Origin of the sequence: Streptomyces lacaronensis, assembly GCF_047337785.1 — a bacterium.
Taxonomy (GTDB): Bacteria; Actinomycetota; Actinomycetes; order Streptomycetales; family Streptomycetaceae; genus Streptomyces; species Streptomyces lycopersici.
In genome coordinates this window covers 587,189-612,624 of sequence record NZ_JBLHDK010000003.1, presented here as the reverse complement: position 1 = coordinate 612,624, position 25,436 = coordinate 587,189, and the positions used below count along the sequence as shown (strand labels likewise).

25 protein-coding genes and 5 pseudogenes are annotated in these 25,436 nt (G+C 71.2%); 19 read left to right on the top strand and 11 right to left on the bottom strand.

Annotation, left to right across the window (positions count from 1 at the left end; genetic code table 11):
* Nucleotides 1-74 precede the first annotated feature (74 nt).
* From ACMTAK_RS03840 to ACMTAK_RS03820, 5 genes and pseudogenes are all read right to left on the bottom strand, one after another.
* Nucleotides 75-1,115: a vWA domain-containing protein gene (locus tag ACMTAK_RS03840; protein ID WP_413804816.1), complete on the bottom strand. Its 1,041-nt coding sequence runs from the start codon at nt 1,113-1,115 to the stop codon at nt 75-77.
* A 114-nt stretch (nt 1,116-1,229) separates the two neighbouring features.
* Nucleotides 1,230-1,874 carry a SagB/ThcOx family dehydrogenase gene (locus tag ACMTAK_RS03835; RefSeq protein WP_413804815.1) on the bottom strand — a complete coding sequence of 215 codons (645 nt, stop codon included), beginning with the start codon at nt 1,872-1,874 and terminating at the stop codon, nt 1,230-1,232.
* Between the two features lie 41 nt (nt 1,875-1,915).
* Nucleotides 1,916-2,104: a hypothetical protein gene (locus tag ACMTAK_RS03830; RefSeq protein WP_413804814.1), complete on the bottom strand. Its 189-nt coding sequence runs from the start codon at nt 2,102-2,104 to the stop codon at nt 1,916-1,918.
* A 78-nt stretch (nt 2,105-2,182) separates the two neighbouring features.
* Nucleotides 2,183-2,473, bottom strand: coding sequence for a LacI family DNA-binding transcriptional regulator (locus tag ACMTAK_RS03825; RefSeq protein WP_413804813.1), 291 nt, complete (start codon nt 2,471-2,473; stop codon nt 2,183-2,185).
* Nucleotides 2,474-2,510: 37 nt separating this feature from the next.
* Nucleotides 2,511-2,864: pseudogene (locus ACMTAK_RS03820) on the bottom strand (substrate-binding domain-containing protein); the annotation flags it as partial.
* Between the two features lie 581 nt (nt 2,865-3,445).
* Between ACMTAK_RS03820 and rox the strand changes: the two are divergent.
* Complete coding sequence (rox, locus tag ACMTAK_RS03815; RefSeq protein WP_413804812.1) at nt 3,446-4,876, top strand: rifampin monooxygenase; 1,431 nt, start codon at nt 3,446-3,448, stop codon at nt 4,874-4,876.
* Nucleotides 4,877-4,986: 110 nt separating this feature from the next.
* On the opposite strand, the gene ACMTAK_RS03810 is transcribed toward rox, so the two are convergent.
* Complete coding sequence (locus ACMTAK_RS03810; protein ID WP_413804811.1) at nt 4,987-5,520, bottom strand: EF-hand domain-containing protein; 534 nt, start codon at nt 5,518-5,520, stop codon at nt 4,987-4,989.
* 859 nt (nt 5,521-6,379) lie between these two features.
* On the opposite strand from ACMTAK_RS03810, the gene ACMTAK_RS03805 reads away from it, so the two are divergent.
* The 12 genes and pseudogenes from ACMTAK_RS03805 to ACMTAK_RS03750 all read left to right on the top strand — a co-directional run bounded on the left by ACMTAK_RS03805 (nt 6,380) and on the right by ACMTAK_RS03750 (nt 16,483).
* Nucleotides 6,380-7,084, top strand: coding sequence for a VanZ family protein (locus ACMTAK_RS03805; RefSeq protein ID WP_413804810.1), 705 nt, complete (start codon nt 6,380-6,382; stop codon nt 7,082-7,084).
* A gap of 69 nt (nt 7,085-7,153) precedes the next feature.
* Nucleotides 7,154-7,849 carry a response regulator transcription factor gene (locus ACMTAK_RS03800; protein ID WP_413804809.1) on the top strand — a complete coding sequence of 232 codons (696 nt, stop codon included), beginning with the start codon at nt 7,154-7,156 and terminating at the stop codon, nt 7,847-7,849.
* The gene (locus ACMTAK_RS03795; protein WP_413804808.1) at nt 7,842-8,981 is read left to right on the top strand and encodes a sensor histidine kinase; all 1,140 of its coding nucleotides are present in this window, start codon (nt 7,842-7,844) and stop codon (nt 8,979-8,981) included. The genes ACMTAK_RS03800 and ACMTAK_RS03795 overlap by 8 nt, the downstream gene beginning before the upstream one ends.
* Nucleotides 8,982-9,221: a hypothetical protein gene (locus tag ACMTAK_RS03790; RefSeq protein ID WP_413804807.1), complete on the top strand. Its 240-nt coding sequence runs from the start codon at nt 8,982-8,984 to the stop codon at nt 9,219-9,221.
* 240 nt (nt 9,222-9,461) lie between these two features.
* Entirely contained in the window at nt 9,462-9,656 is a 195-nt protein-coding gene (locus ACMTAK_RS03785; protein WP_211122428.1) for a DUF2795 domain-containing protein, read from the top strand.
* Nucleotides 9,657-9,758: 102 nt separating this feature from the next.
* On the top strand, nt 9,759-10,745 hold the full coding sequence (locus ACMTAK_RS03780; protein ID WP_413804806.1) for a polysaccharide pyruvyl transferase family protein: 987 nt from the start codon (nt 9,759-9,761) through the stop codon (nt 10,743-10,745).
* Nucleotides 10,742-11,182 (top strand): annotated as a pseudogene (locus tag ACMTAK_RS03775) (glycosyltransferase family 2 protein); the annotation flags it as partial. The gene ACMTAK_RS03780 and the pseudogene ACMTAK_RS03775, both read left to right, overlap by 4 nt.
* A 420-nt stretch (nt 11,183-11,602) precedes the next feature.
* Nucleotides 11,603-11,963 (top strand): annotated as a pseudogene (locus tag ACMTAK_RS03770) (NAD-dependent epimerase/dehydratase family protein); the annotation flags it as partial.
* A 15-nt stretch (nt 11,964-11,978) separates the two neighbouring features.
* Complete coding sequence (locus tag ACMTAK_RS03765; protein ID WP_413812787.1) at nt 11,979-13,220, top strand: glycosyltransferase; 1,242 nt, start codon at nt 11,979-11,981, stop codon at nt 13,218-13,220.
* Nucleotides 13,221-13,322: 102 nt separating this feature from the next.
* Complete coding sequence (locus ACMTAK_RS03760; RefSeq protein WP_413804805.1) at nt 13,323-13,994, top strand: D-sedoheptulose-7-phosphate isomerase; 672 nt, start codon at nt 13,323-13,325, stop codon at nt 13,992-13,994.
* A 3-nt stretch (nt 13,995-13,997) separates the two neighbouring features.
* Nucleotides 13,998-15,458, top strand: coding sequence for a PfkB family carbohydrate kinase (locus tag ACMTAK_RS03755; RefSeq protein WP_413804804.1), 1,461 nt, complete (start codon nt 13,998-14,000; stop codon nt 15,456-15,458).
* Nucleotides 15,455-16,483, top strand: coding sequence for a glycosyltransferase family 9 protein (locus ACMTAK_RS03750; RefSeq protein WP_413804803.1), 1,029 nt, complete (start codon nt 15,455-15,457; stop codon nt 16,481-16,483). The genes ACMTAK_RS03755 and ACMTAK_RS03750 overlap by 4 nt, the downstream gene beginning before the upstream one ends.
* A 2-nt stretch (nt 16,484-16,485) precedes the next feature.
* Here ACMTAK_RS03750 and ACMTAK_RS03745 read toward each other — a convergent pair.
* Nucleotides 16,486-16,596, bottom strand: a pseudogene (locus ACMTAK_RS03745) (TetR/AcrR family transcriptional regulator); the annotation flags it as partial.
* 26 nt (nt 16,597-16,622) lie between these two features.
* Between ACMTAK_RS03745 and ACMTAK_RS03740 the strand changes: the two are divergent.
* Both ACMTAK_RS03740 and ACMTAK_RS03735 read left to right on the top strand, forming a co-directional pair.
* A complete protein-coding gene (locus ACMTAK_RS03740) occupies nt 16,623-17,003 on the top strand; it encodes a DUF4345 domain-containing protein (RefSeq protein WP_413804802.1) in 381 nt (126 codons plus the stop codon).
* Nucleotides 17,004-17,134: 131 nt separating this feature from the next.
* Nucleotides 17,135-18,742: an amidase gene (locus tag ACMTAK_RS03735; protein WP_413804801.1), complete on the top strand. Its 1,608-nt coding sequence runs from the start codon at nt 17,135-17,137 to the stop codon at nt 18,740-18,742.
* Between the two features lie 156 nt (nt 18,743-18,898).
* On the opposite strand, the gene ACMTAK_RS03730 is transcribed toward ACMTAK_RS03735, so the two are convergent.
* Nucleotides 18,899-20,212: an MFS transporter gene (locus ACMTAK_RS03730; protein ID WP_413804800.1), complete on the bottom strand. Its 1,314-nt coding sequence runs from the start codon at nt 20,210-20,212 to the stop codon at nt 18,899-18,901.
* A 134-nt stretch (nt 20,213-20,346) separates the two neighbouring features.
* On the opposite strand from ACMTAK_RS03730, the gene ACMTAK_RS03725 reads away from it, so the two are divergent.
* On the top strand, nt 20,347-21,282 hold the full coding sequence (locus tag ACMTAK_RS03725; protein ID WP_413804799.1) for a LysR family transcriptional regulator: 936 nt from the start codon (nt 20,347-20,349) through the stop codon (nt 21,280-21,282).
* Nucleotides 21,283-21,339: 57 nt separating this feature from the next.
* Here ACMTAK_RS03725 and ACMTAK_RS03720 read toward each other — a convergent pair whose 3' ends face one another.
* Nucleotides 21,340-22,209, bottom strand: a complete 870-nt coding sequence (locus tag ACMTAK_RS03720; RefSeq protein ID WP_413804798.1) for a helix-turn-helix domain-containing protein — start codon at nt 22,207-22,209, stop codon at nt 21,340-21,342.
* Between the two features lie 142 nt (nt 22,210-22,351).
* Here ACMTAK_RS03720 and ACMTAK_RS03715 point away from each other — a divergent pair, with 142 nt between their 5' ends.
* The gene (locus ACMTAK_RS03715) at nt 22,352-22,966 is read left to right on the top strand and encodes an NADPH-dependent FMN reductase (protein ID WP_413804797.1); all 615 of its coding nucleotides are present in this window, start codon (nt 22,352-22,354) and stop codon (nt 22,964-22,966) included.
* A gap of 95 nt (nt 22,967-23,061) precedes the next feature.
* Here ACMTAK_RS03715 and ACMTAK_RS03710 read toward each other — a convergent pair whose 3' ends face one another.
* On the bottom strand, nt 23,062-23,517 hold the full coding sequence (locus tag ACMTAK_RS03710) for a hypothetical protein (protein WP_413804796.1): 456 nt from the start codon (nt 23,515-23,517) through the stop codon (nt 23,062-23,064).
* Between the two features lie 487 nt (nt 23,518-24,004).
* Here ACMTAK_RS03710 and ACMTAK_RS03705 point away from each other — a divergent pair, with 487 nt between their 5' ends.
* Both ACMTAK_RS03705 and ACMTAK_RS03700 read left to right on the top strand, forming a co-directional pair.
* On the top strand, nt 24,005-24,499 hold the full coding sequence (locus ACMTAK_RS03705) for a DUF6232 family protein (RefSeq protein WP_413804795.1): 495 nt from the start codon (nt 24,005-24,007) through the stop codon (nt 24,497-24,499).
* Entirely contained in the window at nt 24,496-24,837 is a 342-nt protein-coding gene (locus ACMTAK_RS03700) for a hypothetical protein (protein ID WP_413804794.1), read from the top strand. Before ACMTAK_RS03705 ends, ACMTAK_RS03700 begins: the two co-directional genes overlap by 4 nt.
* 148 nt (nt 24,838-24,985) lie before the next feature.
* On the opposite strand, the pseudogene ACMTAK_RS03695 reads toward ACMTAK_RS03700, so the two are convergent.
* A pseudogene (locus ACMTAK_RS03695) lies at nt 24,986-25,343 on the bottom strand (hypothetical protein); the annotation flags it as partial.
* Nucleotides 25,344-25,436 lie beyond the last annotated feature (93 nt).

Here is a 25,436-nt window from a genome sequence, read left to right as displayed (position 1 = left end):
CGCGCCCCGGACAACGGGGTCGCGGCACCTCGCTCACCTCGACGGGCTGGGCTCGGGTCCCGGCTCGCGCTGCCTCAGATCATGAGCAGCAGCCGCGTGTGCGGGACCAGCTTCCGGTTCACGCTGGTGCTCTGCACGAATATCGTGAAGTCGTCGTTGCGGTCCGGATTGACGCGGACTTCCGTGTCCGGCAGGCCGAGCAGGGATCGGGCCTCCGGCCCCGTGTAGACCCGGTCCGTCTTCTTCTCCAGCACCGCAATCTGCTTCCGCGCCTGGATTTTCTCCGACTTGCTCAGCTGATAGAACGCACAGCCGGTACGGAAGGTGTGCCCGCATTCGATGACCCATTCCCGGATCGGCGCTTCGCGAGCCACTGGAATCAGCTGGTATTCCGACGGGTCCACCGGGGTGAGGCCGGCTGCCTTGATGGTGTCCTTGTTGACCGCCTCAACACCCGTGGAGAACACCGCCCGCGATCCCCGGATGCCTTGTGCTCGGCCCACCATGAAGTTCTCGGTGGCCTGCTGGATGACCTGCCCTGCCTCCTCCAGGCCCTGTGTGCTCGTGGCGTCCCAGATGGCGATGTTGTCCTTCGGGAAACCGCACTGCATGGCCTCGCGCTTGCCCATCTGGTCCGGCACAAGGACGGCCAGTGTCCAGTTGTCCTCCTGCGTCGCCATCAACTTGGCCACGGCCTGCACGAGTTCACGCGGATTCTTGGTAGGGGCATCCAGGCAGCGATGACTTGCGTTCTCCTGGCCGTCCGTCAGCACGAACGTCAGGAAGCTGTGGTCCCCGTACAGTTGAGCCGTCTGCGCCAGCTCCCGCTGCGACTTCAGTGTGGCCGCCAGCAGAGCCGTCATTCCACCGACCCGGTAAAGCTGCTTCAGGGACGGCATCCGCAGCACGTCCTTGTCGTAGATGACGCACTCCACCTTGTCGGCGAAGACGTACACCGTGACGCGGGTTTCCTGGTCCAATTCCTTCGATCGGCGGGCCAGATACGCAATCTGCTGGTCGGCGACTTCGACGACCTTGTGGCTCAGGTGTGACATGGACGAACTTGCATCCAGCACAAGAGCAACGTGATTGATGTAGTTCTGGTTTCCGGACATGGACGCTCCCCTTTTTTCCTTCTCGATGCTCCTACCTTCTCACCCACCACTGACAATCGATCTTGGACTCGGATGGGTGGGGAGGTGGCGGGGATGACATCGGCAGGTGGAGATTCAACTCCGCCCATCGGCTGGATGGCCGACGCCGAGCAGCCCCAGTGGGTGCTGACCGGACGGGACGACCGCGGGGGTGAGCCCAAGGAGCCGGTCGTCGTCGAACCCGGCAACGAGCACAGCGCCCAGACCCGCCTCAGTGGCCTGGAGGTAGATGTTCTGGCTGGCATGCCCGGCCTCCAGCCACACATACCGCGCACCCCGCTGCCCCAGCGGCGGCTGATCGGCGAAATGTCGCGCAGCCGCCTCCAGATCACCACTGAGCAGCAGCAGCGCACTCGCTCGACGCAGCCAGGCGTGGTCGGCGAGGGTAGTGCCGGCGACCCGGTCGCGGTGGTCGCCGGCAGCGATCAGAGTGAGCGCATCGCGCTCGGCGTCGTACTGGTAAGTCCCGGCGGCGAGGCCGTCGACGTCGCCCGCGACCACGGTAAGTGTCAGTGGATACAACGCGTGCGCCGACGGGCATGAGCGGTGCTCACCAGTTGTCCGCCCCTGCGCCGCCCACACCATGAGTGCGACCTGGGCGATGCTCAGGGGCCGGGACCCGAAGCCGCGTGTGCTGCGTCGCCGTATCAGCAACGATCCCAGACCTCCAATCGGAGGCGTGGGCCGAACAGGCTTCAGAGGCACTTCCCGCTGTGACATCAGTCCAGACAAGCACGTCCGGAAGGGCGGCGGGAACGGCGTCAGGAGTAGAAGCACACGTAGTCGAAGCGTGCGGTCACTCCCTTGCCGGCCAGGGAGACGAGGCCGATGGACGGGTCGGAGCCGGCCGGCAGATACCAGACCCCGCCCCAGATGTAGTGCTTACCGTCCCGACTCGTGGCCGGCTGGAACCTGTGCTCGCCCGTCTTCGGATCGACGGTATGGCGCATGGGCGATGATCTGGGCGTACTCGGGCTCGCGCCGCTCGTCGGAGAAGTACGTGGCCAGGCGGCCGGCGCCGTCGACGGTCAGGAACGGCTCCCAGACTCCGGGTCCGCCGTGCGGCGCGCCGATGCTGCCGCCGCCGGTCTGGAGGATCCCTCAGGTCCCGCGCGGTACCCGAGGCCCGGCAGGGCGAGCGTCACCGTGTCCGTCGCCCTCGAATTGAGGCCGCGGGCCAGGGGGTTGGGACGGTAGCCGAGCTCCTCGACGGTGGCGCGCACGGCTCGGACGGTCGCCTCGTTCACCTGCCCGGTGGCATTGACGACGTTGGACACGGTCTTGACGGACACACCGACGGTGGCGGCCACGTCGCGCATGCGCACCACCGTCGGCCGGTCCCCGGACGACTCCGGCTCATTCACTGGCAACGGCGCTCGACTCCCGTTCGACAAGGCGGAACCCGACCGTGTGGTGTCCCGGTTCGGGGAGCACCGCGCCGGTCGGCCGCGCCTGTGCGCGTTCCGCCAGGAGCGAGACGGCGCGGTATGCCATCTCCTCCCGCCCCGGGTCGACGGTGGTGAGGGTGGGCGTGCAGTACGCGGCCTGCGCGACGTTGCCGAACCCGACCACGACGACGTCCCCCGGCACGGTGCGCCCCGCGTCCCGCGGACCGAGGAGCGCGCCCAGGGCGAGCGCGTCGCCGGGCGCGAAAACGGCGCCCGTCTCGGCGCCCGCTCGATGGGCGTCCGCACGGCGTCGGCGCCCGCCGCGAACGTGACGGTCTCCGTGCTCACCACCCGTCGGCGGCTCACCGGCAGCCCGGCGTCGCGCAGACCTGCGACGAGATGGGCCACCACCGTGCGCGCCGCCTCGAACCGCTCGGTGTCGAAGGAGTCGACGCGGCCCGCGGTGAACGACGCCGTGGCCACGACCAGCGGCTTCGTCACCGGCAGCGCCCGCATGTCCTCCTGGCCGAGCGCGACAGGAACGAGCAGGATTCCGTCCACGTGCCGCAGGTACGGGTCGTCACAGACGCCGCGCTCGCGCCGCACATCGCCGTGGGTCTGCGTGATGCGCACGGACATCCCGTGTCCCTGGGCCTCGCGCAGCACGGAGTCGGCGAATGGCCTCAGCGCTGGTGTCCGACTCTCACTTCTCTGCTGGGAAAAGGATTGGACCGGACGATGCTCGGGCTTGTAGCTTGCAGTGGACCGTGACACCGCCCGGGGAGGTGAGACCCATGAACGCTGTATCGATGTGGGTGCTCCCCCTTCCGTCACGGTCGGGCGATTGACGTAGGTGTCGCCGGGAGCGCCTCGACAACAAGGCACTCCCGAAAGGCAACACCTATGCCTGTGTTTGACGTGATCATTGCCGGGTGCGGGCCGACCGGCGCGATGCTGGCCGCCGAACTGCGCCTGCACGATGTGCGGGTACTCGTTCTGGAGAAGGAAACCGAGCCCGTGTCGTTCGTCCGCATCGTCGGTCTGCACATTCGCAGTATCGAGCTGATGGCAATGCGTGGACTGCTGGATCGCATTCTCGAACAGGGAAGACGGCGTCCGGCCGGCGGATTCTTCGCAGCCATCAACAAACCCGCGCCCAAAGGTCTGGATTCCGCGCACGCCTATCTGCTGGGCATCCCGCAGCCGGTCATCGTCGACCTGCTCGAACAGCATGCGACCCAACGGGGCGCGCAGGTCCGGCGCGGTGGTGCGGTGGTCGATTTCGAGCAGGACGACGAGGGTGTGACCGTCGAGCTCGCCGATGGCGAACAGCTGCGTGCGCGGTATCTCGTCGGCTGTGACGGCGGGCGCAGTACGGTGCGCAAACTGCTCGGCGTCGGCTTCCCCGGTGAGCCCTCGCGGACCGAGACGCTGATGGGCGAGATGGAAGTGGGCGTGCCGCAGGAGGAGATCGCCGCCAAGGTGACCGAGATCGGCGAGACCAATAGGCGATTCTGGCTCAGGCCCTTTGGCGAAGGGGCATATAGCGTCGTCGTCCCCGCCGCGCATGTCAGCGATCGCGCGGAACCACCCACCCTCGAGGATTTCAAACAAGAGCTGCGTACCATCGCCGGAACCGATTTCGGCGTGCACTCCCCGCGCTGGTTGTCCCGCTTCGGGGATGCCACCCGGCTGGCCGAACGCTATCGGGTCGGGCGGGTGCTGCTGGCCGGCGATGCGGCACACATCCATCCGCCCACCGGCGGACAGGGCCTCAACCTGGGCGTTCAGGACGCCTTCAACCTCGGCTGGAAACTGGCCGCACAAATCCGCGGCTGGGCACCGGAGACACTGCTGGACACCTACCAGGCCGAACGCCATCCGGTCGCCGAGGACGTGCTGGACAACACCCGCGCCCAGATGGAACTGCACTCCACCGAACCGGGCCCGCAGGCCGTGCGCAGGCTGCTCACCGAACTGATGGACTTCGACGAGGTGAACCGCTATCTGATCGAGAAGATCACCGCGATCGGTATCCGCTACGACTTCGGCGAAGGCCCCGACCTGCTCGGCCGCCGCCTGCCCGACATCGAGGTGAAACGCGGCCACCTCTACGGTCTGCTGCATCGCGGCCGCGGCCTGCTGCTGGACCGCACCGAACGCCTGACCGTCGGCGGCTGGTCGGACCGGGTCGATTACCTCGCGGACCCCACCGCGGCACTGGATGTTCCCTGCGTCCTGCTACGTCCCGACGGCCACGTCGCCTGGATCGGTGACGATCAGCGGGGCCTGGACGACCACCTCTCCCGCTGGTTCGGGAAGCCCGCCAGCTGATTTCGCCCGAGCGGCCGAACGGGAGGCTGGGGGAGGCGTCAGCCGCGGTGCGACGAGCCCACCCGGCGCCCCAACCGCCCGTTTCGGCCGTTCATTGTCGGTTCCCGCGGTCAGACCACCGTGCCCGAGACCAGGAGGTCACCCGGGATGCCCGCCTTGTCCGGGGCGTAGTAGTCCTTGATCCCGGCGACCCAGACGGCCACCTGGATCCGGTCCAGGCCTGAGGGTCCGAAGGCGTCGAAGAGTGCGTCGATGTTGGCGCGCTTGAAGCCGATCGCCCGCATCAACGCGACGAACGCGGGACGTTCGATGAGTCCATCGCCGTCCGGGTCGCCGAGCGCGGCGAGCGCCTCGGCGAACACACCGATCGTCGAGTCGAAGCGCTCGGGCGAGAGCACGCAGGCTACGTACTCTTCGTAACTGATCTTGCCGTCGCCGTTGGCGTCCAGTTCCGCGGCCAGGGTCGTCCAGTACCGGCGGAACGCGGCGCGCATCGCGTCCTTCGCCGTCTCGTCCGCGTCGGGCGCGGCCTCGATGACGTTGTTCGCCATGAGGTCGAAATCCTCGGCTTCGAGGACGCCGTTGCCGTTGGTGTCGAAGAGGGAGAAGACGTGTGCGACCCGCTTGGTGGCCTCCGTGCGCATGAATGTTGTCACCCTTCTTCGATCCGTGGGCTGTTCAGGGCGTTGGGCGGAAGACAGGAAAAACCGCCATGTTCGGGCGCGGCCGGAAGTTCGTGTCCGGCTGCCTTGCCCACTATTTGGCCGACGGCTTTCTCATACGGTGGGTGTTCCTCTTTATCCACCCGAAGGACGGAATCGCCTTGGAACCTGTGTGCCCGGATCGAATGCAACGTCGGCGCCGGCCGCCCCGCGCCGGGGGATCGGTGGGGCGGCAGTCGCCATCTGGGGTGACCTTCAGGAACGTCGGGTAGCCGTCGACGTCGCAGGCGAAGCAGACGACCAGCCGTAGCCGCCCCGCCCAGCCCTCGTGTGCCAGGGCCTCGCCGACCCGGGGGCCGCCGGTGTCCAGGCCCAGGGCCGCCCACAGGTCGCTGCCGCAGCCCGCACACCGACCCTGGGGCGGTTCGGTGCCCGGCGCCGGCCCGGCCGGTGGCCGGTCGCGCCAGCGGCGGAAGGCGGCCTCGGCGACAGGGCCCCGTGTGTGGGCCAGGCGAGCAGCAGTTGGTTGAGGTTGCCGATGAGCAGCAGCTGGCTGACTCAGATGAGGTCCTCAAGGTTCTTCACGTCTTCCGTCGCCCTGCGGAAGCCAGCAACCGCCACTGACGGCATGGGGTTTCAGCCGTGCGTGGCCATCGCTGCCGCCTCACCCGGCGTGCGAGTCGTCCAGCACCTGCGGTAGCCGGGCTGGCGCGATCACCAGCGGCGGGACCGACTCACTGCCTGCTTGCGCCGGTTCCTCGACGCCGGGGATTCCAGGTATCGCGGGCGTATCGAAAATCGCATACGCCACCGCAACGGCACGTCCGTCTCCAATGGGGGCATGAACCAGAACGCATCCCTGTCCGCACCGCCCCGCCGCACGCGCGGAATCGTGTTCCTCGGTATGGCGGTCCTGGGTATGGCGGGCGCCGTGTTCGTCGTGCGGCGGCCGCTCATGATGTCCGCTCCGAGGTGTACGGCCGGACGGTGGCACGGCTGCTTGGACACGTTCAACGGTGTGGTGCTCATGGCGTTGGTCGCGCTGCCGTTGGCCGCGCTGGTGGTGTGGGCTCTGGCCCGTCGGCGGCGTGCCGCCGGCGTCGCGTCGGCGTGGCGGATGTCGCTGGCCGAGGTGGGCATGGTCCACGGGACGGTGCCGTTCCTGTGGCTGACCCTGATGCCGGGTGCCGGGGCCGGTACCGTCCCGCCGCGGGTGAGCCTGGTGCCGCTGCGGGACCTGGTCACGATGGGGCCGTTCGGGATCGTCGGCAACCTGCTGGTCTTCGCGGCGCTGGGCTTCTTCGCTCCGATGCGCTTCGCGGCGCCGGCGTCCGTGCCGCGGATCCTGGCACTCGGGGCGGGCTGCTCGGTCCTGGTCGAAACCGCGCAGTACGTCCTGCGGCTGGACCGGGTGTCCTCGGTGGACGACGTACTGGTCAACGCCGCCGGCGCCGTACTGGCCTCGCTGGCGTCGCGCCGCTGGTGGCGCACTACGGCGGAAGCGCCGTCCGACCAGCCTCGCCCCGCGTCGGCACCGGCAGGCTGAGTCGCGTGTTCCGGTGTGCACACGTCTTTGCATACGGCGGCGATATGTCGTGCTGCTTAGGCTTCAGACATGCGCGTGCTGATCGTGGAGGACGAGCCCTACCTGGCCGCAGCCGTCCGTGACGGTCTGCGGCTGGAGGCGATCGCCGCCGACATCGCCGGCGACGGCGACTCCGCCCTGGAACTGCTCAGCATCCACTCCTACGACCTCGCGGTCCTCGACCGCGACATCCCCGGCCCCTCCGGCGACGAGATCGCCCGGCGCATCGTCGCCTCCGGCAGCGGCATCCCGATCCTCATGCTCACCGCCGCCGACCGGATCGACGACAAGGCTTCCGGCTTCGAGGTCGGCGCCGACGACTACCTCACCAAACCCTTCGAGCTGCGGGAGCTCGTCCTGCGGCTGAGGGCGCTCGACCGCAGACGCGCGTATGCCCGGCCCCCGGTCCGCGAGATCGCCGGCCTGCGCCTCGATCCCTTCCGCCGAGAGGTCTTCCGCGACGGACGCTACGTCGCGCTCACCCGCAAACAGTTCGCCGTGCTCGAAGTCCTCGTGGCCGCCGAAGGCGGTGTCGTCAGCTCCGAAGAACTACTGGAGCGGGCCTGGGACAACAACGCCGATCCCTTCACCAACGCCGTCCGCATCACCGTCTCCGCTCTGCGCAAACGACTCGGCGAACCATGGCTCATCGCCACGGTGCCCGGCGTCGGCTACCGCATCGACACCGGCATGGACACCTCCCACCCCGGCGGCACTCATGAATAGACGCCCAGGGCTCAGCGCCCGACTGAAACTCACCGTCAGCTACGCCGGATTCCTCCTCCTCGCCGGCGCTCTCCTGCTGTCCGTGGTCTGGGTATTCGTGCTGCGCTGGCTACCGACCAACGACCCCAGAGCCATCAAGAAGACGTTCGGCGGCGCGATCGTCATCTTCGGGCCCAACCGCTCCGACCTCCTGCGCGGCTTCGCCCCCGCCGCGGCCACGGCACTGGCCTTCCTCCTCGTGTTCGGCCTCCTGGGCGGATGGATCCTCGCCGGCCGGATGCTCGCACCACTCACACGGATCGCATACGCGGCCCGGACGGCCGCGAACGGGTCGCTGTCCCACCGGATCCGCATGAAGGGCCACCAGGACGAACTCCGCGAACTCGCCGACGTGTTCGACACCATGCTCGAACGACTCGAGTCCCACGTCGCCGAGCAGCAGAGGTTCGCCGCGAACGCCTCCCACGAACTGCGCACCCCGCTGGCAATCTCCCAGACACTCCTCGACGCCGCCCGCAACGACCCCACGCGGGACCAGGGCGAACTCATAGAACGCCTTCACACGGTCAACACCCGGGCGATCAACCTCACCGAGGCCCTCCTGCTGCTCAGCCGCGCCGACCGCGGGAGCTTCACCCGCGAGCCCGTCGACCTCTCCCTCATGGCCGAAGAAGCCGCCGAAACGCTGCTTCCCCTCGCCGAAAAGCGGCAGATCACGCTCGACGTCACCGGCGAGACAACACAGACCGTCGGCTCCGGGGAGCTCATACTGCGGATGGTCACGAACCTCGTCCAGAACGCCATCGTTCACAACCTCCCCGCAGGCGGCACCGTAACGGTCCACACCGAACGGCGGCACGACGCGAGCGTGCTGCGGGTCGAGAACACGGGCCGTCCGCTCCCATCGGAACTGGTACCGACCCTCACCGAACCCTTCCAACGCGTAACAGAACGCATACGCACCGACGAGCATGCCGGCGTCGGCCTCGGGCTGGCGATCGTGCACAGCATCGTCCGAGCACACGACGGCACCCTCGACCTCACACCCCGCCCCGTCGGCGGGCTCCTTGTCACGATTCGACTCCCCGGCACGCCGCAAACGGAGGGTATGTCATCCGCCATCCGGTTGTAGGTGGAGCAGGAGGGCGATGTCATCGCTGCGGGGGCCGGTGTGCGGGGCGTGGCGGATGAGTGGAGGATCTCGGTGTGGCCGTCGGGGTGGCGCAGGAGTGGGGGCCGGGCGCTGGTCGACCAGATCTGGCAGGACGCGCCCCCGCTGCTGCGCCCCCGAGGTGTGCTTCTCCTGGTCCACTCGGCGCTGTGCGGCATCGAGGTGACCGTGGAGTGGTTGGGGCGAGCGGGCCTGCGGTGAGCACGTTGGATTTCTCAGGAATCCATGCCCGAATCATCGTGCCCATGAGCGCCGCTTCGGGTACGCGGGCGGCGAGTGGCGCAGAGCGGCGGACCGGGGCAGCAGTATCTACCGCATTTCGGTGGGTATGGCTGATTGACTCCCATGGCGGCGGGTAACCCGGCGGCGTAGGCACGGCGGATCGAGTGCCGCGCCGGTGAAGGCAGTGAAACCCAAAAAGTGCGAAGGGAGGGATGCGCCATGGCCAAGCCCAACCCCACAGACCTCCAGAAGGCTCTGAAGGACGCGAGCTATCCGGCCGACCGTGACTCCTTGGTCGAGCGGGCCAAGGACAACGGTGCGGACCGGCAACTGGTCGATCAGCTGGCGCATCTCAAGAAGGGCCGGTTCGAGGGCCCGGACGAGGTGCAGAAGGCAGTCTTCAAGGGCAAGTAGCCCGGTCGGCGAGGACGGGCAACGGTGGGCGGCGGGGGAGTGCGCACGCGCTGAACGCCGCCCACCACCAGCCCGGCCGGGTACGAAGAGGCGGGAGACCGAATGGCCACCGAGCACGCGGCGGCGGAGCCCGGGAGAGTGCTGCTCACCGGCTGGTTCAGCTTCGTGGACGGTGAGGTCACCGCGGGTGACGCGCTCGCGCTGCGCCGGGTCCGAGCCTGTCTGGACCGCCGCGGGATTCCGTACGACGTGGTCTGGAGCGCCGGCTACCGGCCCGACGCCCTGCACCTGTCCGAGGCGGTCGGAAACCCCTATACCCACCTGGTATTCCTCTGCGGCCCCGCACACGGCCGCCAGGTCGAGGAATTGCACCGCAGCTTTCCCTCCTGTGTCCGTATCGCCGTCGGCACGTCCGTGATCGATGCCTCCGCCCCGGCTGTCACCGGCTTCCACCACGTCCTGCCCCGTGACGCCCCCGGCAGTGTCCGTCCGGCACGGGACCTGGCCGCCGGTGCTACCACGGGCCCCGGCGTCCCGGTCGTCGGAGTGGTCCTCACACACGGGCAGGGGGAGTACGCGGACGCGCGCCGCCACGCCGAGGTGGCGACCACGTTGACCCGGTGGCTGGCGGCGAAGGACTGCGCATGCGTGGAGCTGACCACTCGGCTCGACGCGCACGACTGGCGGCTGTGTACGACGGCGGGGCAGTTCGAGTCGGTGGTGAGACGGCTGGACCTGATGGTCACCGACCGTCTGCACGGGCTCGTGGTGGCTCTGCGGGCGGGTGTTCCGGCGCTGGCCGTCGATCCCGTGGCCGGTGGGGCGAAGGTATCGGCGCAGGCCAGGGCCCTCTCCTGGCCTGCGACTCTGGGCGCCGCCCAATGCGCCCGCGCCGATCTCGACCGGTGGTGGTCCTGGTGCCTGGGCGCCGGCCGTGACCTCGCCGAGCGGCGCCGGGAGGAGTTCCTGGGCGCGCGTTTCCACGACACCCGGGACGACGGGACGGCGGAGCTGGTGCGGGCGCTGACGACAGCTGCGGGGCCTGGGGGCGGGCGAGGGCATACGAGCGACGCGAGCAGCGGGCCATGACCGGCGCCCGCATCACCGTGGTCATCATTACCCGCAATCGGCGCGCCGAGCTGTTGCATACGCTCGACCGGCTGGCGGAGCAGCCCGAACGGCCGCCCGTGATCGTGTCCGACAACGGTTCCACCGACGGGACCGCCGACGCGATGGCACGTCGGGCGTGCGGCTTCTGCGCCTTCGCCGCAATCTCGGTGCCCTCGGCCGCAACGTGGCCGTCAGGGAGGTACGCACTCCGTACATCGCCTTCTGCGACGACGACTCGTGGTGCGCGCCCGGCGCCCTGGAGACCGCCGTGGACCAGTCGACCGCCATCCGCTCCTCGCCACCGTCACGGCCGCATCCTCGTGGAGCCCGTGGGCACCGAGGACCCCATCGTGGCGGAGCTGCGCCGGCCGCCGACGGCATCGTGGGCGCCGTCCTGGCCGGGCGCATGCGGCAGCCCTCCGTACGGCTGATCGGTCGGCGCGTTCGCCGCGGCCGGAGCGCTTCTGCGGGTCGTCGCCGGGCTCACACCCACCCTGGTGATGCTGCTGGCGGTCACGGCACCGATGGCCGTCGTCGAGTCGGTCTCTGACACGGCCGGGACCACGGTGCTGCAAACCGATCCGCCGCCCGAGGGGCGGTGATCGGTGCGGGCACGCTGTGTCACGCTCGTCGCACGGCGCCCCGTACGGGAGTGAAGCCCGTAACCGCCTGCGTGCCGGAGTCCGTCCGTACCCCCTCCCCGCGGTCGGCCCCGAACGTCGAGGAGCCCGCCGCCGTCCCGTGAGCGGTGCCGGCGGGACATCGATAGACCGAATGGTCTGTAGGCCGCCTAATTGTTGATTGCGTCCTCTTCGTACGGGTATCCGTGGGTTCCCATGCGCGAAGGGAGGGGAATGGTCATGGCGCTCAGTAACTCCGCAGCACCTGACCGCGCCTGGGCGCACGCCGTCGTCACCGGCGGGGCGGGGTTCGTCGGCTCGCACCTGTGCTCAGCGTTGCTCGCTCAGGGCACCGCCGTCACCTGCGTGGACGACTTCTGCACCGGCACCCCGGAGAACGTCGCCCACTTGATGGGGCGGCCAGGCTTCTCCCTGCGCCGCGGGGACGTCACCGAGCCCTTCGACGGGACCGGCCGGTCCACCTCGTCCTTCACTTCGCGTCCCCGGCCTCGCCCGCCGACTACCTGCGACTGCCCCTGACCTGGAGACCGGCAGCCTCGGCACCCGTAACGCGCTGGGAGGAGGTGACCCGATGACACCGTGGTTCGACCGCGCCCGCGCGCCGCTGGACATCGCGCTCGTCTCGGAGCACGCGAGCCCGCTCGCGGCACTCGGCGGGGTGGACGCGGGCGGCCAGAACGTGCACGTCGCCCGCCTCGCCGGGGCCCTCGCCGGCCGCGGCCACCGCGTCCGGGTCTACACCCGCCGCGACGCGCCCGACCTGCCCGCAGGCGTGCCGATGCGCGCGGGCGTCGAGGTGCGGCACGTGCCCGCGGGCCCGGCGCGGCCGCTGCCCAAGGACGATCTGCTGCCGTACATGCCCGACTTCGGAAACTACCTGGAACAGGAGTGGCGGACCGCCCCGCCCGATATCGTCCACTCCCACTACTGGATGTCCGGAGTGGCTTCCCTCCAGGCCGCCCGGGCCCTCGGACTGCGGCTGGCGCACACGTACCACGCGCTCGGGACCGTCAAGCGGCGCCATCAGAAGGACGCGGACACCAGCTCACCGGACCGTATCGCGTGGGAGACGAAGGTCGGCGAGGGCTGTGACCGCGTCATCGCCACCTGCCGGGACGAAGTCGCCGAACTGGCCGCCATGAGCCTGAGCACAGACCGGATCACGGTCGTGCCCTGCGGCGTCGACACCCGGCTCTTCACCCCCGACGGGCCCACCACGCCCCGGCCCGGGAACCGGGCGCTGCTGGTGCAGATCGGCCGGCTGGTGCCCCGGAAGGGGGCCGCCGTCTCCGTCGCCGCCCTCCCGCTGCTGCCGGACGCCGCCCTTCTCATCGTCGGCGGTCCGCCGCCCGCCCAGCTGGACCACGACCCGGAGGTACGCCGTCTGAGGGCCCTGAGCCGCCGGGCGGGCGTCGCCGACCGCGTCGGATTCACCGGTGGCCTGCCGACCGAACAGGTGCCCGCCCTGCTGCGCGCCGCCGACCTCGTCCTGTGCCCCGCCGACTACGAGCCCTTCGGCATCGTGCCCCTGGAAGCCATGAGCTGCGGAACACCCGTGGTGGCCACGGCCGTGGGCGGTCAGCGCGACACGGTCGTCGACCCCGCCACCGGCCGGCTGGTACCGCCCCAGGCCCCCGCCGCTCTGGCCGAGGCGGTCGCCGGGCTCCTCGCCTCCCCCGAGACGGCCGCCACCTGCGGACGGGCGGGTCGGCGGCGCGTCCTGACCCGCTACAGCTGGGACAGGGTCGCCGCGGCCACAGAAACCGCCTACCGCGATCTGCTGGCCGCGGCCGGACCACCCAGGGCGGCTTGACACCGCCCCCCATGGCGGCCACCGGCGGGTGGCCGCCCCGCTCACGGGAAGGAGGTGCGGGCCGATACCCCGCCCACAGGCGAAGGACAGGCCCGGACAGCCATGACCGACACGCTGCGCGCCGCCCAGGCACACTGCCAGTCGCTCCAGGACGCCGTGGCGCACCTGCGCGACAACGGCCTGGAACAGATCACCGCATGGGGCCGGCACCTGGCCGCCATCCTCCCCGTCGGCGGCCGACTCATCGCCGCGGGCAACGGGGGCAGTGCCGCCCAGGCCCAGCACCTGACCGCCGAACTCGTCGGCCGCTACCGCCGCGAACGCCCCGCCTACTCGGCCATCGCCCTGCACGCCGACACCTCCAGCCTCACCGCCATCGGCAACGACTACGGCTTCGAGGAGCTGTACGCCCGACAAGTCGCCGCACACGGCAGACCCGGCGATGTGCTGGTCCTGATGTCCACCTCCGGACGCAGCCCGAACCTGCTGGCCGCCGCCGACACCGGGCGCGCCGCCGGGCTGCGGGTCTGGGCCATGACCGGCCCTCGGCCCAACCCGCTGGCCCTCCGCGCCCACGACACTCTGTGCATCGCCTCTGGCACCACGGCGACCGTCCAGGAGGCCCACCTGGTGACTCTCCATCTGCTGTGCGAGACCTTCGACCACGAGACCCTCGCCACGGAGACCACCGACCCCGTGACCACACGGCGTTACGACCTCCCGCGCACCGAAACCCCCACCCCCCGCCTCGGCCGCGCGATCGACCGGAGGTGAGCCATGAGTCCCGCGCAACGACCCCTGGTCGTGGTCGGTGACACCCTGCTGAACGGGGACGTCGACGGCGAAGCCACTCGCCTGGCACCCGACGCCCCGGCCCCCGTCGCCGACGTCGCCGTGGAACGCGGCCGCCCCGGCGGCGCCGGACCCGCCGCCCTGCTCGCCGCCCGCGGCGGGCGCCAGGTCGTCCTCGTCACCGCGCCGGGGGACGACGCCGCGAGCCGTGCGGTCCGCGAGGCCCCGTGCTCCCGGGTCGCCCTGGCCGAATTGCCCCTGGATGGCACCCTCCCGGCCAAAACCAGGATCCGCGCCGGAGGCCGCCCCCTGGTCCGCGTCGACCGAGGGGGCGGAACGCCGGGGCCTCCTGGAAGAGCCGCGATCGCCGCTCTTCGGAACGCCGGAGCCGTCCTGGTCGCCGACTCCGGAGCCGTCCTCGTCGCCGACTACGGCCGCGGCACCGCGGGTGCGGCGCGCCCCCACCTCGTCGACGCGGCGCACACCGCGCCCCTGGCCTGGGACCCGCACCCGCGTGGAGAGCGGCCCATGCCCGGCGTACGGCCCGCCGCCCCCGACGCCGCCGAGGCCCGGCTGCACCTCGGCTCCGACGGCGGCCCCGAAAGCGATCAGGGATCCCTGCGCGTCCACGGAGCCCGGGGCAGCCGCCTCGGTGAACTCTGGGGCGCCGCGGCCGTCGCCGTCACACTGGGGGAGCGCGGTGCGCTCCTCACCCGCCCGAACAGCGGCGACCACATGTACGTCCCAGCCGCTCACCGGGCCCAGGGCGACCCCTGCGGCGCCGGAGACTGCTTCGCCGCCACCGTGACGAGCGTGCCGGCGGGTGAAGGGCTGCCGGAGCAGGCGGTCCAACTGGCCGTCACAGAAGCCGCCGCCTTCGTGGCGCCGGGCGGCACCGGTGCCCTCCGGCCGGTGGACGCCCTCAGCGGCGACGAGGCCCCCGGGCGCCCGTGCGACGCCCACAGCCTGGCCGAAGCGGTCCGTGTCCGGGGCGGTACCGTCGCCGCCGGCGGCTGCTTCGACCTGCTGCGCGCCGGCCACGTCGGACTGCTCCAGAACGCCCGGCGTACCGGCGACTGCCCGATCGTGTGCGTCAACTCCGATGCTTCCGTGGGGGGTTCGAAGGGCCCCGGCAGCCCGGTCAATCCGGTCGCGGACCGGGTCCGGGTGCTGTCCGGACCGGGCTGTGCCGACGCCGTCGCCGTCTTCGACGAGGACCCCCCGGAGCCGCTGCTGCGCAGGCCGCGCCCGGACGTCCGGGTCAAGGGCGGCGACTACAGTGCCGATACCCTGCCCGAGGCCACCGTGTCGCACGAACGGGGCGGGCAGGCCCCCGTCCTGCCGTACCTCGACGGCCGGTCCACCACCGAACTCGCCCGCCGGCCGGCCCCCGGGTCCACCGTCCACCCGGCTCCGGCCCCGGCACCCTCGCGGATCCACCGATGACGCGCCCCGCGGGCCACCGCCCCCGCCTGCTGGTCCTGCGCGCCCTCGGCCTCGGCGACCTGCTCACGGCCGTCCCGGCCCTCCGCGCACTCCGGCGTTCCCACCCCGGTTACGAACTGGTGCTGGCCGCACCCGGCCGCCTGGCCGAGGCCGCGGCGGCGACCGGAGCCGTCGACCGGGTGCTGCCCGCATCGGCTCCCGCCCGGGCCGTCCCCACCCGGATCGACTGGACCGGACCGCCACCGGAGGTGGCCGTGGATCTCCACGGCAACGGGCCGCCCAGCCACCGTCTGCTGACCGCCCTGCGTCCGGGCCACACCCTGGCCTACGCCCACCCCGGCACCCCTCAGATCCCCGGGCCGCTGTGGCGCGACGACGAACACGAGTGGAGCCGCTGGTGCCGGCTGCTCCTCTGGTACGGCATCCCCGCCGACCCGGGCGACCAGCGCATCACCGCTCCCCGGGGCCGCGACTCGCCCGCGCCCGATGCGGTGGTCCTGCATCCCGGCGCCGATGCCGTCGCGCGCCGGTGGCCCGCCGAGCGCTTCGCCGCGGTGGGACGGGCGCTCACCGCGACCGGCCACCGGGTTGTCGTCACCGCGGGCGCCGATGAGGCCCCCTTGGCCCATCGGGTCGCCCGGGCCGCCGGGCTGCCCCCGTCGGCCGTGCTCGGCGGCCACGCCGACGTACCGTTCGCCGAACTCGTCGCACTCGTCGCCCGGGCCCGGGCCGTGCTCGTGGGCGACACCGGCCTGGCACATCTGGCGACCGCCCTGGGTACCCCGTCCGTCGTCCTCTTCGGGCCGGTGGCCCCCCGGCTGTGGGGACCACCGCGCTGCGAGCTGCACCAAGCGCTCTGGTACGGCAGCGACGCCGACCCCCGGCCGGGGGACGCGCACGGCACCGTCCCCGACGAGCGACTGCTCGACATCAGCGTGGCCGATGTCCTGGCGGCGGTCGGCAGGCTCCCCCGCCCGGCTGCCCCGCGCCCGTACCCGGCCACTCCCTCCGGAGCCGCCGGATGAGCACGGGCGCTCTCGTCCGCGAGCGGGAGTACGGCCAGCAGCCGCGCGCGGAGCGCGTCCAGCTCGTTCGTCATGATCGTCTGGATCACCGGGTCGCCCGCCAGGACCCGGTTCAACTCTGCGCGTACTCACGCAGCTGATGGGCTGGGCCTGCGCGACGATCGGGCTGTACCACGTGGCACTTGGCAACGCCGCGATCCCCGGCGCCGATTCCGTCGGCACGACGGTCGACAGCTGGGCCCGGTTCATGGGGGCCGGCTTCGTCGGCTACGGGCCGGCCTGGCTGTGGGCCGCGCGGCAGAGTCCGATCCCGGCTCGGGCGGTGCGGTGGTCGGCCGGCGTCTTCCTGCTGGGCGGCATGGGCCGGCTGCTCTCACTCGCCGCGCACGGCTGGCCGCAGTGGTTCCAGATCGCACTGGCGGTGATCGAGCTCGGCCTGCCGCCGGTCTTCTTCTGGCCGGCCGACGCGGAGGAGCGGACCCCGCGCGGCGACGTGGAGGCCGCGCCCGTCGGCCGGTGAAAGCGCCTGAGCCCGCCCAGACCGATCCCGGCCTCCGGCGTTCCCCCGGTGCGGCGGGGGGATATCACCAGTGAAGAGCCGGGGGACAGTCGGAGCGCGGTACATCGATGGCACCTCTAGCGTGCCGACCTATGAGCACCCCGTACCGAATCGACCGGACCAACACCACGCGCCGGAGCATGCTCACGCTCGGCACCGCCGCGGCAGCCACGCCCTGGCTTGGCGCGGCCCCCGCCCAAGCCCGCCCCGCCACCGGAGGCCTGGACGAACTCGGCATGACCGAGCTTCGCGGGCGGATGGACGAAGGGCGGCTCGACGCGGAACGGCTGACCCGCTACTACCTGGACCGGATCGAACGCATCGACCCGCTCCTGTACGCGGTGATCGAGGTCAATCCCGACGCGCTGCGAGAGGCCCGGCGTCTGGACGCCGGGCAACATCCCCGTGGACCCCTCCACGGCATGCCCGTACTGCTGAAGGATCTGGTGGAAACCGCGGACCGCATGCACACAACGGCCGGATCACTCGCCCTGGAGGGCCTGCGACCGGCAAGGGACGCCACGGTCGCGGCCAGGTTGCGCGCGGCCGGTGCCGTCATCCTCGGCAAGACCAACCTGAGCGAGTGGGCCGGTGGGATGTCGCTCACCCACCACGCCGGCTGGAGCGCCCGCGGTGGGCAGACCCGGAACCCCTACAAGCTGGATCGGTCTCCGAACGAGTCCAGCTCCGGTACCGCGGTCGCCACCGCGGCCAACCTGTGTGTCGCCGGGATCGGTACCGAGACCAACGGTTCGATCATCGACCCGGCCTCGGCGAACTGCGTCGTCGGGGTGAAGCCGACCGTCGGACTGGTCGGGCGCGGCGGAGTGATCCCCGGGGTACCCAGCCAGGACAGTGTCGGCCCGATCGCGCGCACGGTCCGCGACGCCGCGATCCTGCTGGGCGTCCTCGTCGGCATCGACGACCGCGATCCGGCGACCGAGGCCAGCCGTGGCCACTTCCACCGTGACTACACCCGTTTCCTGGATGCCGACGGACTGCGGGGTGCGCGGATCGGCGTACCGCGAACCGTGTACTTCGGCTACAGCGACCACGCCGACGAGATCGCGGAGCGGGCGATCGCCACGCTGCGCGCCGCCGGCGCGACCGTGGTCGACCCGGCCGACATCCCGACGGCCGAGCGGCTCGAGGACCTCCCCAGCTCGAAGATCGTTCAGGTGTACGAGATCAAGCGGGCGCTGAACGCCTATCTGGCCGGAGCCCCCGGCGACCACCCGCGCGGCCTGGCGGAGCTGATCGCGTTCAATCGCGCACACGCCGACCGCGAGCTCCGCTATGTGCGGCAGGACGGTCTGGAGGCCGTGCACCGGCTGGACTTCACCGAGAGCGAGTACCGCGAGGCGCTGGCCACCAACCACCGGCTGTCGCGTGCCGAAGGCATCGACGCGGTGCTGCGGCGCCACCGCCTCGACGCGTTGGTGATGCCGACCACCGGACCGCCGGCCAAGATCGACCTGATCCGCGGGGACAGCTACGGCGGCGGCGCGTCCACGCCCGCCGCACTCGCCGGATACCCCGCGATCAGCGTCCCGGCAGGTTTCGCTTCCGGCCTGCCGGTCGGACTGACGTTCATGGGTACGGCGTGGAGCGAGCCGACCCTGCTCCGTCTGGCCTACGCCTACGAGCAGACCGGCCGGGTCCGCAGAGCGCCGACATACCGCCCCGCCGACGTGGGCTGACGTGGACTTCTGACCCGGTGCACCTCGAACGCCACCTCGACGCTGTCCACCATGCCGGATCCGGTCTCCGGACCACGGACAAGGCCGGCTGGTCGCGCATCGGCCGTAGCTCCTGGCCCTGATAGGTGTCGGCGATCTGGGCCTTCCGCCGACCCCTCATGCGCTGCCGCTCGACTGGCTCGAGTACGGTTCCGGCCTCGGACGTGTGGTCGGCTCCGGCTCCGAGAGAGGCGCTGCCGCGCGGCGGGGGAGCAGCAGTGGGGTCGCCAGCAGGAGCACACCGGCCAGGGCGATGGCCGTACGCGGGCCGAGCAGGCCGCCCAGCACGCCCCAGACGGCCGTCAGGAGCGCGGTCGAGGCCTTGGTCGTCACCGCCCAGGCGGACAGCGTTCGGGCGACCCGATCGGGTGCGGTGCGCTCAAGGCGGTAGGTGGCGTAGACGGGGTTGAAGACCCCGCAGCAGAAGATGAGCCCGAGCTCGACGCCCATCACCAGCAGCAGCCCGCCGGTCCCCGGTCCCAGGAAGGCCAGGCCGACGGGCCAGATCGCGCGCAGCGCCCCGACCGCGACCAGGACCTGGTGCTGCCCGAACCGGGTGACGAGCGGCCGGGCGAGCCATGAACCGAGCAGCCCGCCGATCGAGGGCGCGGCGAAGGCGAGGCCGTACTGCCACGGCGCGAATCCGAGTCGGCCCAGCATCAGGACGGCGAGCAGCGGCTGGGCGGCCATCACCAGGCCGTTGAACAAGGCGGTGTTGAAGAACAGCGGACGCAGCGACACGTCGGCGAGGATGTACCGCCAACCGTCGAGCAGATCCCTGGTCCGCATGCGCGCGGCCTCCCGGCGCTCCGGGCGCGGCTCGTGCCCGCCCATCGCCCGGATGCCCAGGGCCGAGAGCAGGTAGCTGACCGCGTCGGCCACCACCGTCGCCACCGGACCGAGGAGCCCGATCGCCGCCCCGCCCAGCGGCGGTCCGATGATGGTGGTCGTCCAGGCCGTGGACTCGAACCGGGCGTTGGCGACGAGCAGGTCATCGGCCGGCAGCAGCGTCTTCAGATACGCGCCGGAGGCGGCGCGGAAGGTGATGTCGGCCGCCGCGACGACGACCGAGACCAGCAGGAGCTGGAGGAAGGTGAGCGCGCCGAGCGCGAACGCGACGGGGATCGTCAGCAGTGCCGCGCACCGCACCAGGTCCATCGTGATCAGCACCGGCCGCTTGCGGCGGAACTCCACCCACGGGCCGAGCGGCACCGCCACGGCCGCGCCCACCGCGGCCCCGACGGAGGAGAGCGCGGCGACCTCGGCAGGTCCCGCGTGCAGCACCTGGATGGCGATCAGCGGGAACGCGCCGAAGGCGAGCCAGGTGCCGAGCGCGCTGGTCCCGTACGCCCCCCAGAGCCACCCGAACCGGCGCCCCAGCCGATGCCCGAGCAGATGTCCCAGTCGTTGCCCGCTCCTCAACCCCGACATACCCGACGCCCCCTCGCTACTCATCCGCACAACCGATCCGCGATCGGAAGCATCAAAGCGAGCGCCAGACCCAGGGATCAAACAACCGCGGGGCCGTCTGCCACAACCAACGGTTGTGGCTCTAGGGTTCCGGCATGGACCTCGACACCGTCCGGACCTTCGTCGTCGCCGCCGACGCGGGGCAGTTCCAGGAGGCCGCCGCCGAGCTCGCGGTCACCCAGCAGGCCGTCTCCAAGCGCATCGCCGCGCTGGAGCGCGACCTCGGCGTGCGGCTCTTCACCCGCACTCCGCGCGGCGCCGAGCTCACCATCGACGGGCAGGCGTTCCTGCCCCATGCGCGCGAGCTGCTGCGCGTCGCCGAGCGCGCGGTCTCGTCCGTGCGCACCGGCCGCCGTCCGCTGCGCGTCGACGTGATCGCCTCGCGCAGCGCGCAGTCGAGCCTGATGCGCGGCTTCCACCGTGCGTATCCCGAGATCGACCTCGACGTGGTGATGCTGTTCGACATCGAGACGGCCGTCGCCGCCATCCGGTCCGGTACGATCGACGCCTCCTTCCGAGCCGTCGCCATGCCCGGTCGGCCCCTTCCCGAGGACATCGAGTCCGTTCGGGTGCTCGACGAGCCGCTCCAGCTCCTCACCGGCCCCGCTCACGCGCTGGCGGGCGCACGGTCGGTGACCGTCGCACAGCTCACCGGGCACCGGATCTGGATGCCCGGCATCGTCCCCGGTACCGAATGGGCCGCCTACTACGACGACCTCGTCGCCGAGTTCGGCCTCACCATCGAGGCGACCGGCCCCAACTTCGGCTCCGACGCGCTCCTGGACACCGTCGCCGACACCCCGGCCCTGGCCACCTTCATGAGTGAGCAAACCCGCCTCATCTGGCCCGTCGGCCACGGCCTGCGCCGCATCCCGGTGACCGACCCGACACCCGTCTACCCGCACTCACTCCTCTGGCACCGCGACAACCCCCACCCGGCGCTGGCCACCCTCCGCGCACACCTCGCCACCGCGGCGGCCGGCCACGACGCCGCCGGGACCTGGGCGCCGGGCTGGGTGATTCCGCGCTGAACGCCGCCACGGCTTCGACCGCCGTGGCCTCCGGGCCGACGGCAGTCCCCAGCGGTCTCAGCCGGACACCGCGCGCAGCGCCCCGGACCGGCGGCCCGTCAGCCGGTTCAGCGCGGCGGCGGAGGCGTCGTCGGCGGGGATGTGCACCACCAGTCGCTGATCGTCGTCGGCGGGCAGCCCCAGCGTCTCGTACGCCAGGCGGAGTTCTCCCTCCTCGGGATGGACGAGACGCAGGACGCCGTTCGCCCGCGGCAGTCCGGGCAGGGTCGTCACCCGCTCGGCGAAGTCCGGACCGGCGGTCACGGTCAGCTCGTCGGCGACCGCCGCGATATGGGGGTCCGCGCGGAACGGCCCCTGCTTGAGCGCGGCCACCTGGTCATCGGCGACCCGGTCCCAGTCGGGGTAGGCGGTGCGTGCCCGCGCGTCGGTGAAGACGTAGCGGACGAGGCTGGGCGGGCCGCCGTCCGCGCCGTGGGCATCGAGGAGCCCCAGCGGCCGGGTGAGCCGTTCGTACGCCTCCGTCCAGGCCAGGAGCTCGCCCAGCCCGTTGCGCAGAACGGCCGGGGCTGGCTCGAGACGGTCCAGCAGCGCCCGCACAGTGGGCCGCACCGTACGGCCGGGCACCGCCCCGCCCCGGCAGGTGAACCCGCCCTCGGCGCCCTTGGAGAGCCGGTGCAGACGGACCCGCTCGCTCGTGGTCAGCCGCAGCGCGTCGGCGAGCGCGGAGAGCACGGGCGCGGACGGCCTGCGGTCGCGCCCCTGCTCCAGCCGGGTCACATACTCCACGCTGACCCCGGCGAGCGTGGCCAGCTCGGCCCGGCGCAGCCCCGGCGTCCGGCGGCGCGGCCCGGTGGGCAGGCCCACGTCGGCGGGGGCCACGGCCTCGCGGCGGCTGCGGAGGAAGAGCCCCAGCTCGTTGTCGCTCACATGGTGAACGTAACAGCCGCGCAGGTGCGGATCGTGGCCGTGCCACTACCAGTCTCGGCCCGGCCTTCCTGGCACCCGGTGGACCCGGCAGATTCGAAGGCGATCCAACGGATCCCAGCACAAGGAAAGGTGCTGAAAAACCATGCCCATGGAGCCCCGCCCCGCCGGACTGCTCAACCTCGCGGTGATCATCGGCAGCGTCCGGGAGGGCCGCTTCGGCCCGGTGGTCGCGAAGTGGTTCGCGGAACGGGCCGAGGAGTACGGCCGCTTCACGGTGAACCTCGTCGATCTCGCCGACACCGCCCTGCCACTCGCCCTCCCGGCGGTGCCGCCCGCCCTCGAACCCCGTATGGCCCGCCCCGCCGGGATGGCGGACCTCACCCGGCGGCTTGAGCGGGCCGACGCGGTGGTCGTGGTGACGCCCGACTACAACCGCAGCTTCCCCGCCTCCCTGAAGGCCGCGATCGACTGGCACTACACGGAGTGGGAGGCCAAGCCGATCGGCTTCGTCGGCTACAGCGGAGCCAGCGGCGGCCTGCTCGCCATCGAGCAACTCCGCCAGGTCTTCGCCGAACTCCAGGCCCACACGGTGCGCAACGTCGTGACGTTCCCCCGCTACTACGAGCTCTTCGGCCCGGAGGGCGAGCTGCGGGACCCGGAGGGCCCGAACGGCGCCGCGAAGGCGATGCTCGACGAGCTGCTGTGGTGGGGCGAACTCCTCCACGCGGCACGTCGCACCCGGGCCGAGACCGCCTGAGCGGCCGCCCGGGACCTCAGTCCAGCAGCTTGACCATGTCATCGATCACGCCTTCGTTCGTGAACCGTGCCGGCCAGGTCGCGAACCGGCATCGTTCAGTGGTCCCTGCCCGTCTCCGCCGAGGTCTCCTTCTCAACCGTTTCCATCTCCCGCACCCTCTCCACGACCGTGTCCTCCGGCTCCACCGGCCGTCCGTCCGCCGCCTGAATCCGCAAGGGGCGCAACGGGCGGCCGGTCCGGCGGTCCAGCAGGCGGGAGTGGTCCTCGCCGGGGGTGAAGCACTGCTCCTCGCCTTCGCCCAGCCCCTGCTGGTGACCCTCGGTGAGCGGTTCGCGCTCGGCTCGGGGCTGCTCGGTGTGATCGTCGCCGTGACTCAACTCGGCTATGCGGCTGTCCTGTTGACGTTGGTACCGCTCGGCTACCTGGTCGACCGCCGGCGGCTGGTCACCGGTCAGCTCGGGCTGCTGGCACTGGCGCTGCTGGCCGCCGGGCTGGCAGTCCGCGGAGGTGCGCGAGGCGTCGTACGGACGACTGGTGGCCTCGACCGTCACCCTGTTCGTCCGCCGTCCGCTGCTACGGATCCGGGGCGCGCTCGCCCTGCTGGTGTTCGCGGCCCGGAGCGTTCGGGCTCGCCGGGGCGGCCGGGGCCGTCGCCGCCGGAGTGGCCGGGCGCTGGAACGACCGGGGGTTCGCCGAGCGCACGACCGGCGTCGGCAGCCCGGTGGTGAAGCGAATCTTTGGCCTGCGCTGGCTCGAACCGCTCTGGGACCAATTCGCGGCCCTGCTGCCCGAGCGGCCTGTATACCACCCGGACCATCCGTCATGAGGTCAACTACCGGCCATCATATGGTGAATTGGCTGCTTTTTATCTGCCGAACAGCCACCAGCAGGCGCTTAATGGTGCTCCCGCGATGTGCGGGTGGGAGTGATGACTGCACGGGGGAGCCCATGGATCACACAGGAAACGTCGGCGCGTCACCGCCCGGGTCGCCGCCTCAACCTCCCCCGCTACCACCAACTCCCCGCAGGGGAGACCCCTTGGTCCTCCGGGTCAGTCGCCGAATGCTGTGGGTGGGGTCGGCGGCCATCCCGCTGCGCAACATCACCTGGGTCGATGCCTTCAGACTCAAGCCCGACTGGGGCGAGGCCGCCACCCGCTTCCTGAAGTGGCTGATCGGCGGCTTCCTGGTCTATGCCGCGATCAACTACGCGAGCGGGGACGAGGCGCGCATCGAGGAGAACGGCAACCTCATGTCCGTCATCGTCGTGATCGGCCTGGTCGCCGTCCTCATGGGCTTGTTCGCGTCGGCGAAGCCGGTGCTGGTCGTCGAGATGACCAGCGGCTCCAGGGTGATCGTGACCCTGCCGAGCATGGACGAGCTGCGGCAGATCGCCGGACGGATCGTATACGCGATCGACAACCCGGAAGCCGAGTTCACCGCCATCGTGCGGCAGTTCAACAACAGCACGAATAACTACGGTCCTGTCGTCAACATGAACGGCGGTCGAGGAAACACGGGGTTCAAGCTGTGAGTGATGCGTCGAATTACTACGGACCCGTGGTCAACATGAACGGCGGCCGCGACAACATTGGCATCAACTACGGTACCGTCGGCGGTGCCGCCCAGGACGTAGAGCTCCGCGTCGCTGTCGAGGATCTCACCCGCTTCCTCCAGGAGCTGCGCCCACACCTCACCGCGGATCAGGCCCGGGCCGTCGAGGATGCACTGCCTGAGCTCACTCCTGACCGGGGCGCCCTGCGTGAGCGCGGCATCGTCCTGGCATCTGTCGCGCAGATTGCGGCCGCTGTCGGCGCGGTGGGCCAGCCCGCCGCGGAGGCGGTAGGGCGGCTGCTCACGCTGCTGGGCTAGGAGCGTGTCCCGGTAATGGGCAGGCATGGTGGTCCGTCATCGATGGGGTCGGTCGCGGTCGCTGTGCTGGCGCGTGCGGGGCGGCAGTCGGGGGTCCTGTCGGGTCAGGAGGTCGGCCTGGCGGGGCTTGGGGACCGGGCCGGGGCCAGGTCATGATCTGACCGAATACGGGCTCGACGATGGCTTTTCGGCGGGTGTAGGTCTTTGCCGGCCTTGGTCCGCGGCTTGCGGGCCATGCGCTCCTTGAGTGTGGCGTCCTTGGGGATGCGTCCGCGGGGTGCGGGCGGGACCTGCTCGTCGACGACGCCTTGCTCGTCGCTGCTGACGGCGCGTTCCTGGCGGCGGCGTTCCTTGTCCTCGGCGTGGCGGCGGGCCTTGTCGGCGGCCTCGGCCTCGATCTGGGCGCGGGCGGCCTTCAGCTTGGCCAGGCGCTTCTCGTGGCGGTCCAGTTCGGCGGGCAGATCGGCCGCCTTGCCATCGGGGCCGAATCTTTCGTTGGGCCAGGTGCTCCTCGGACAGCCAGTCGTCCAGCGACGGCAGCAGCAGGACCTGCTGCGGGTCGAACGCGCGGCGCTTCGGGCTGGTTGCGTGAACGCCCG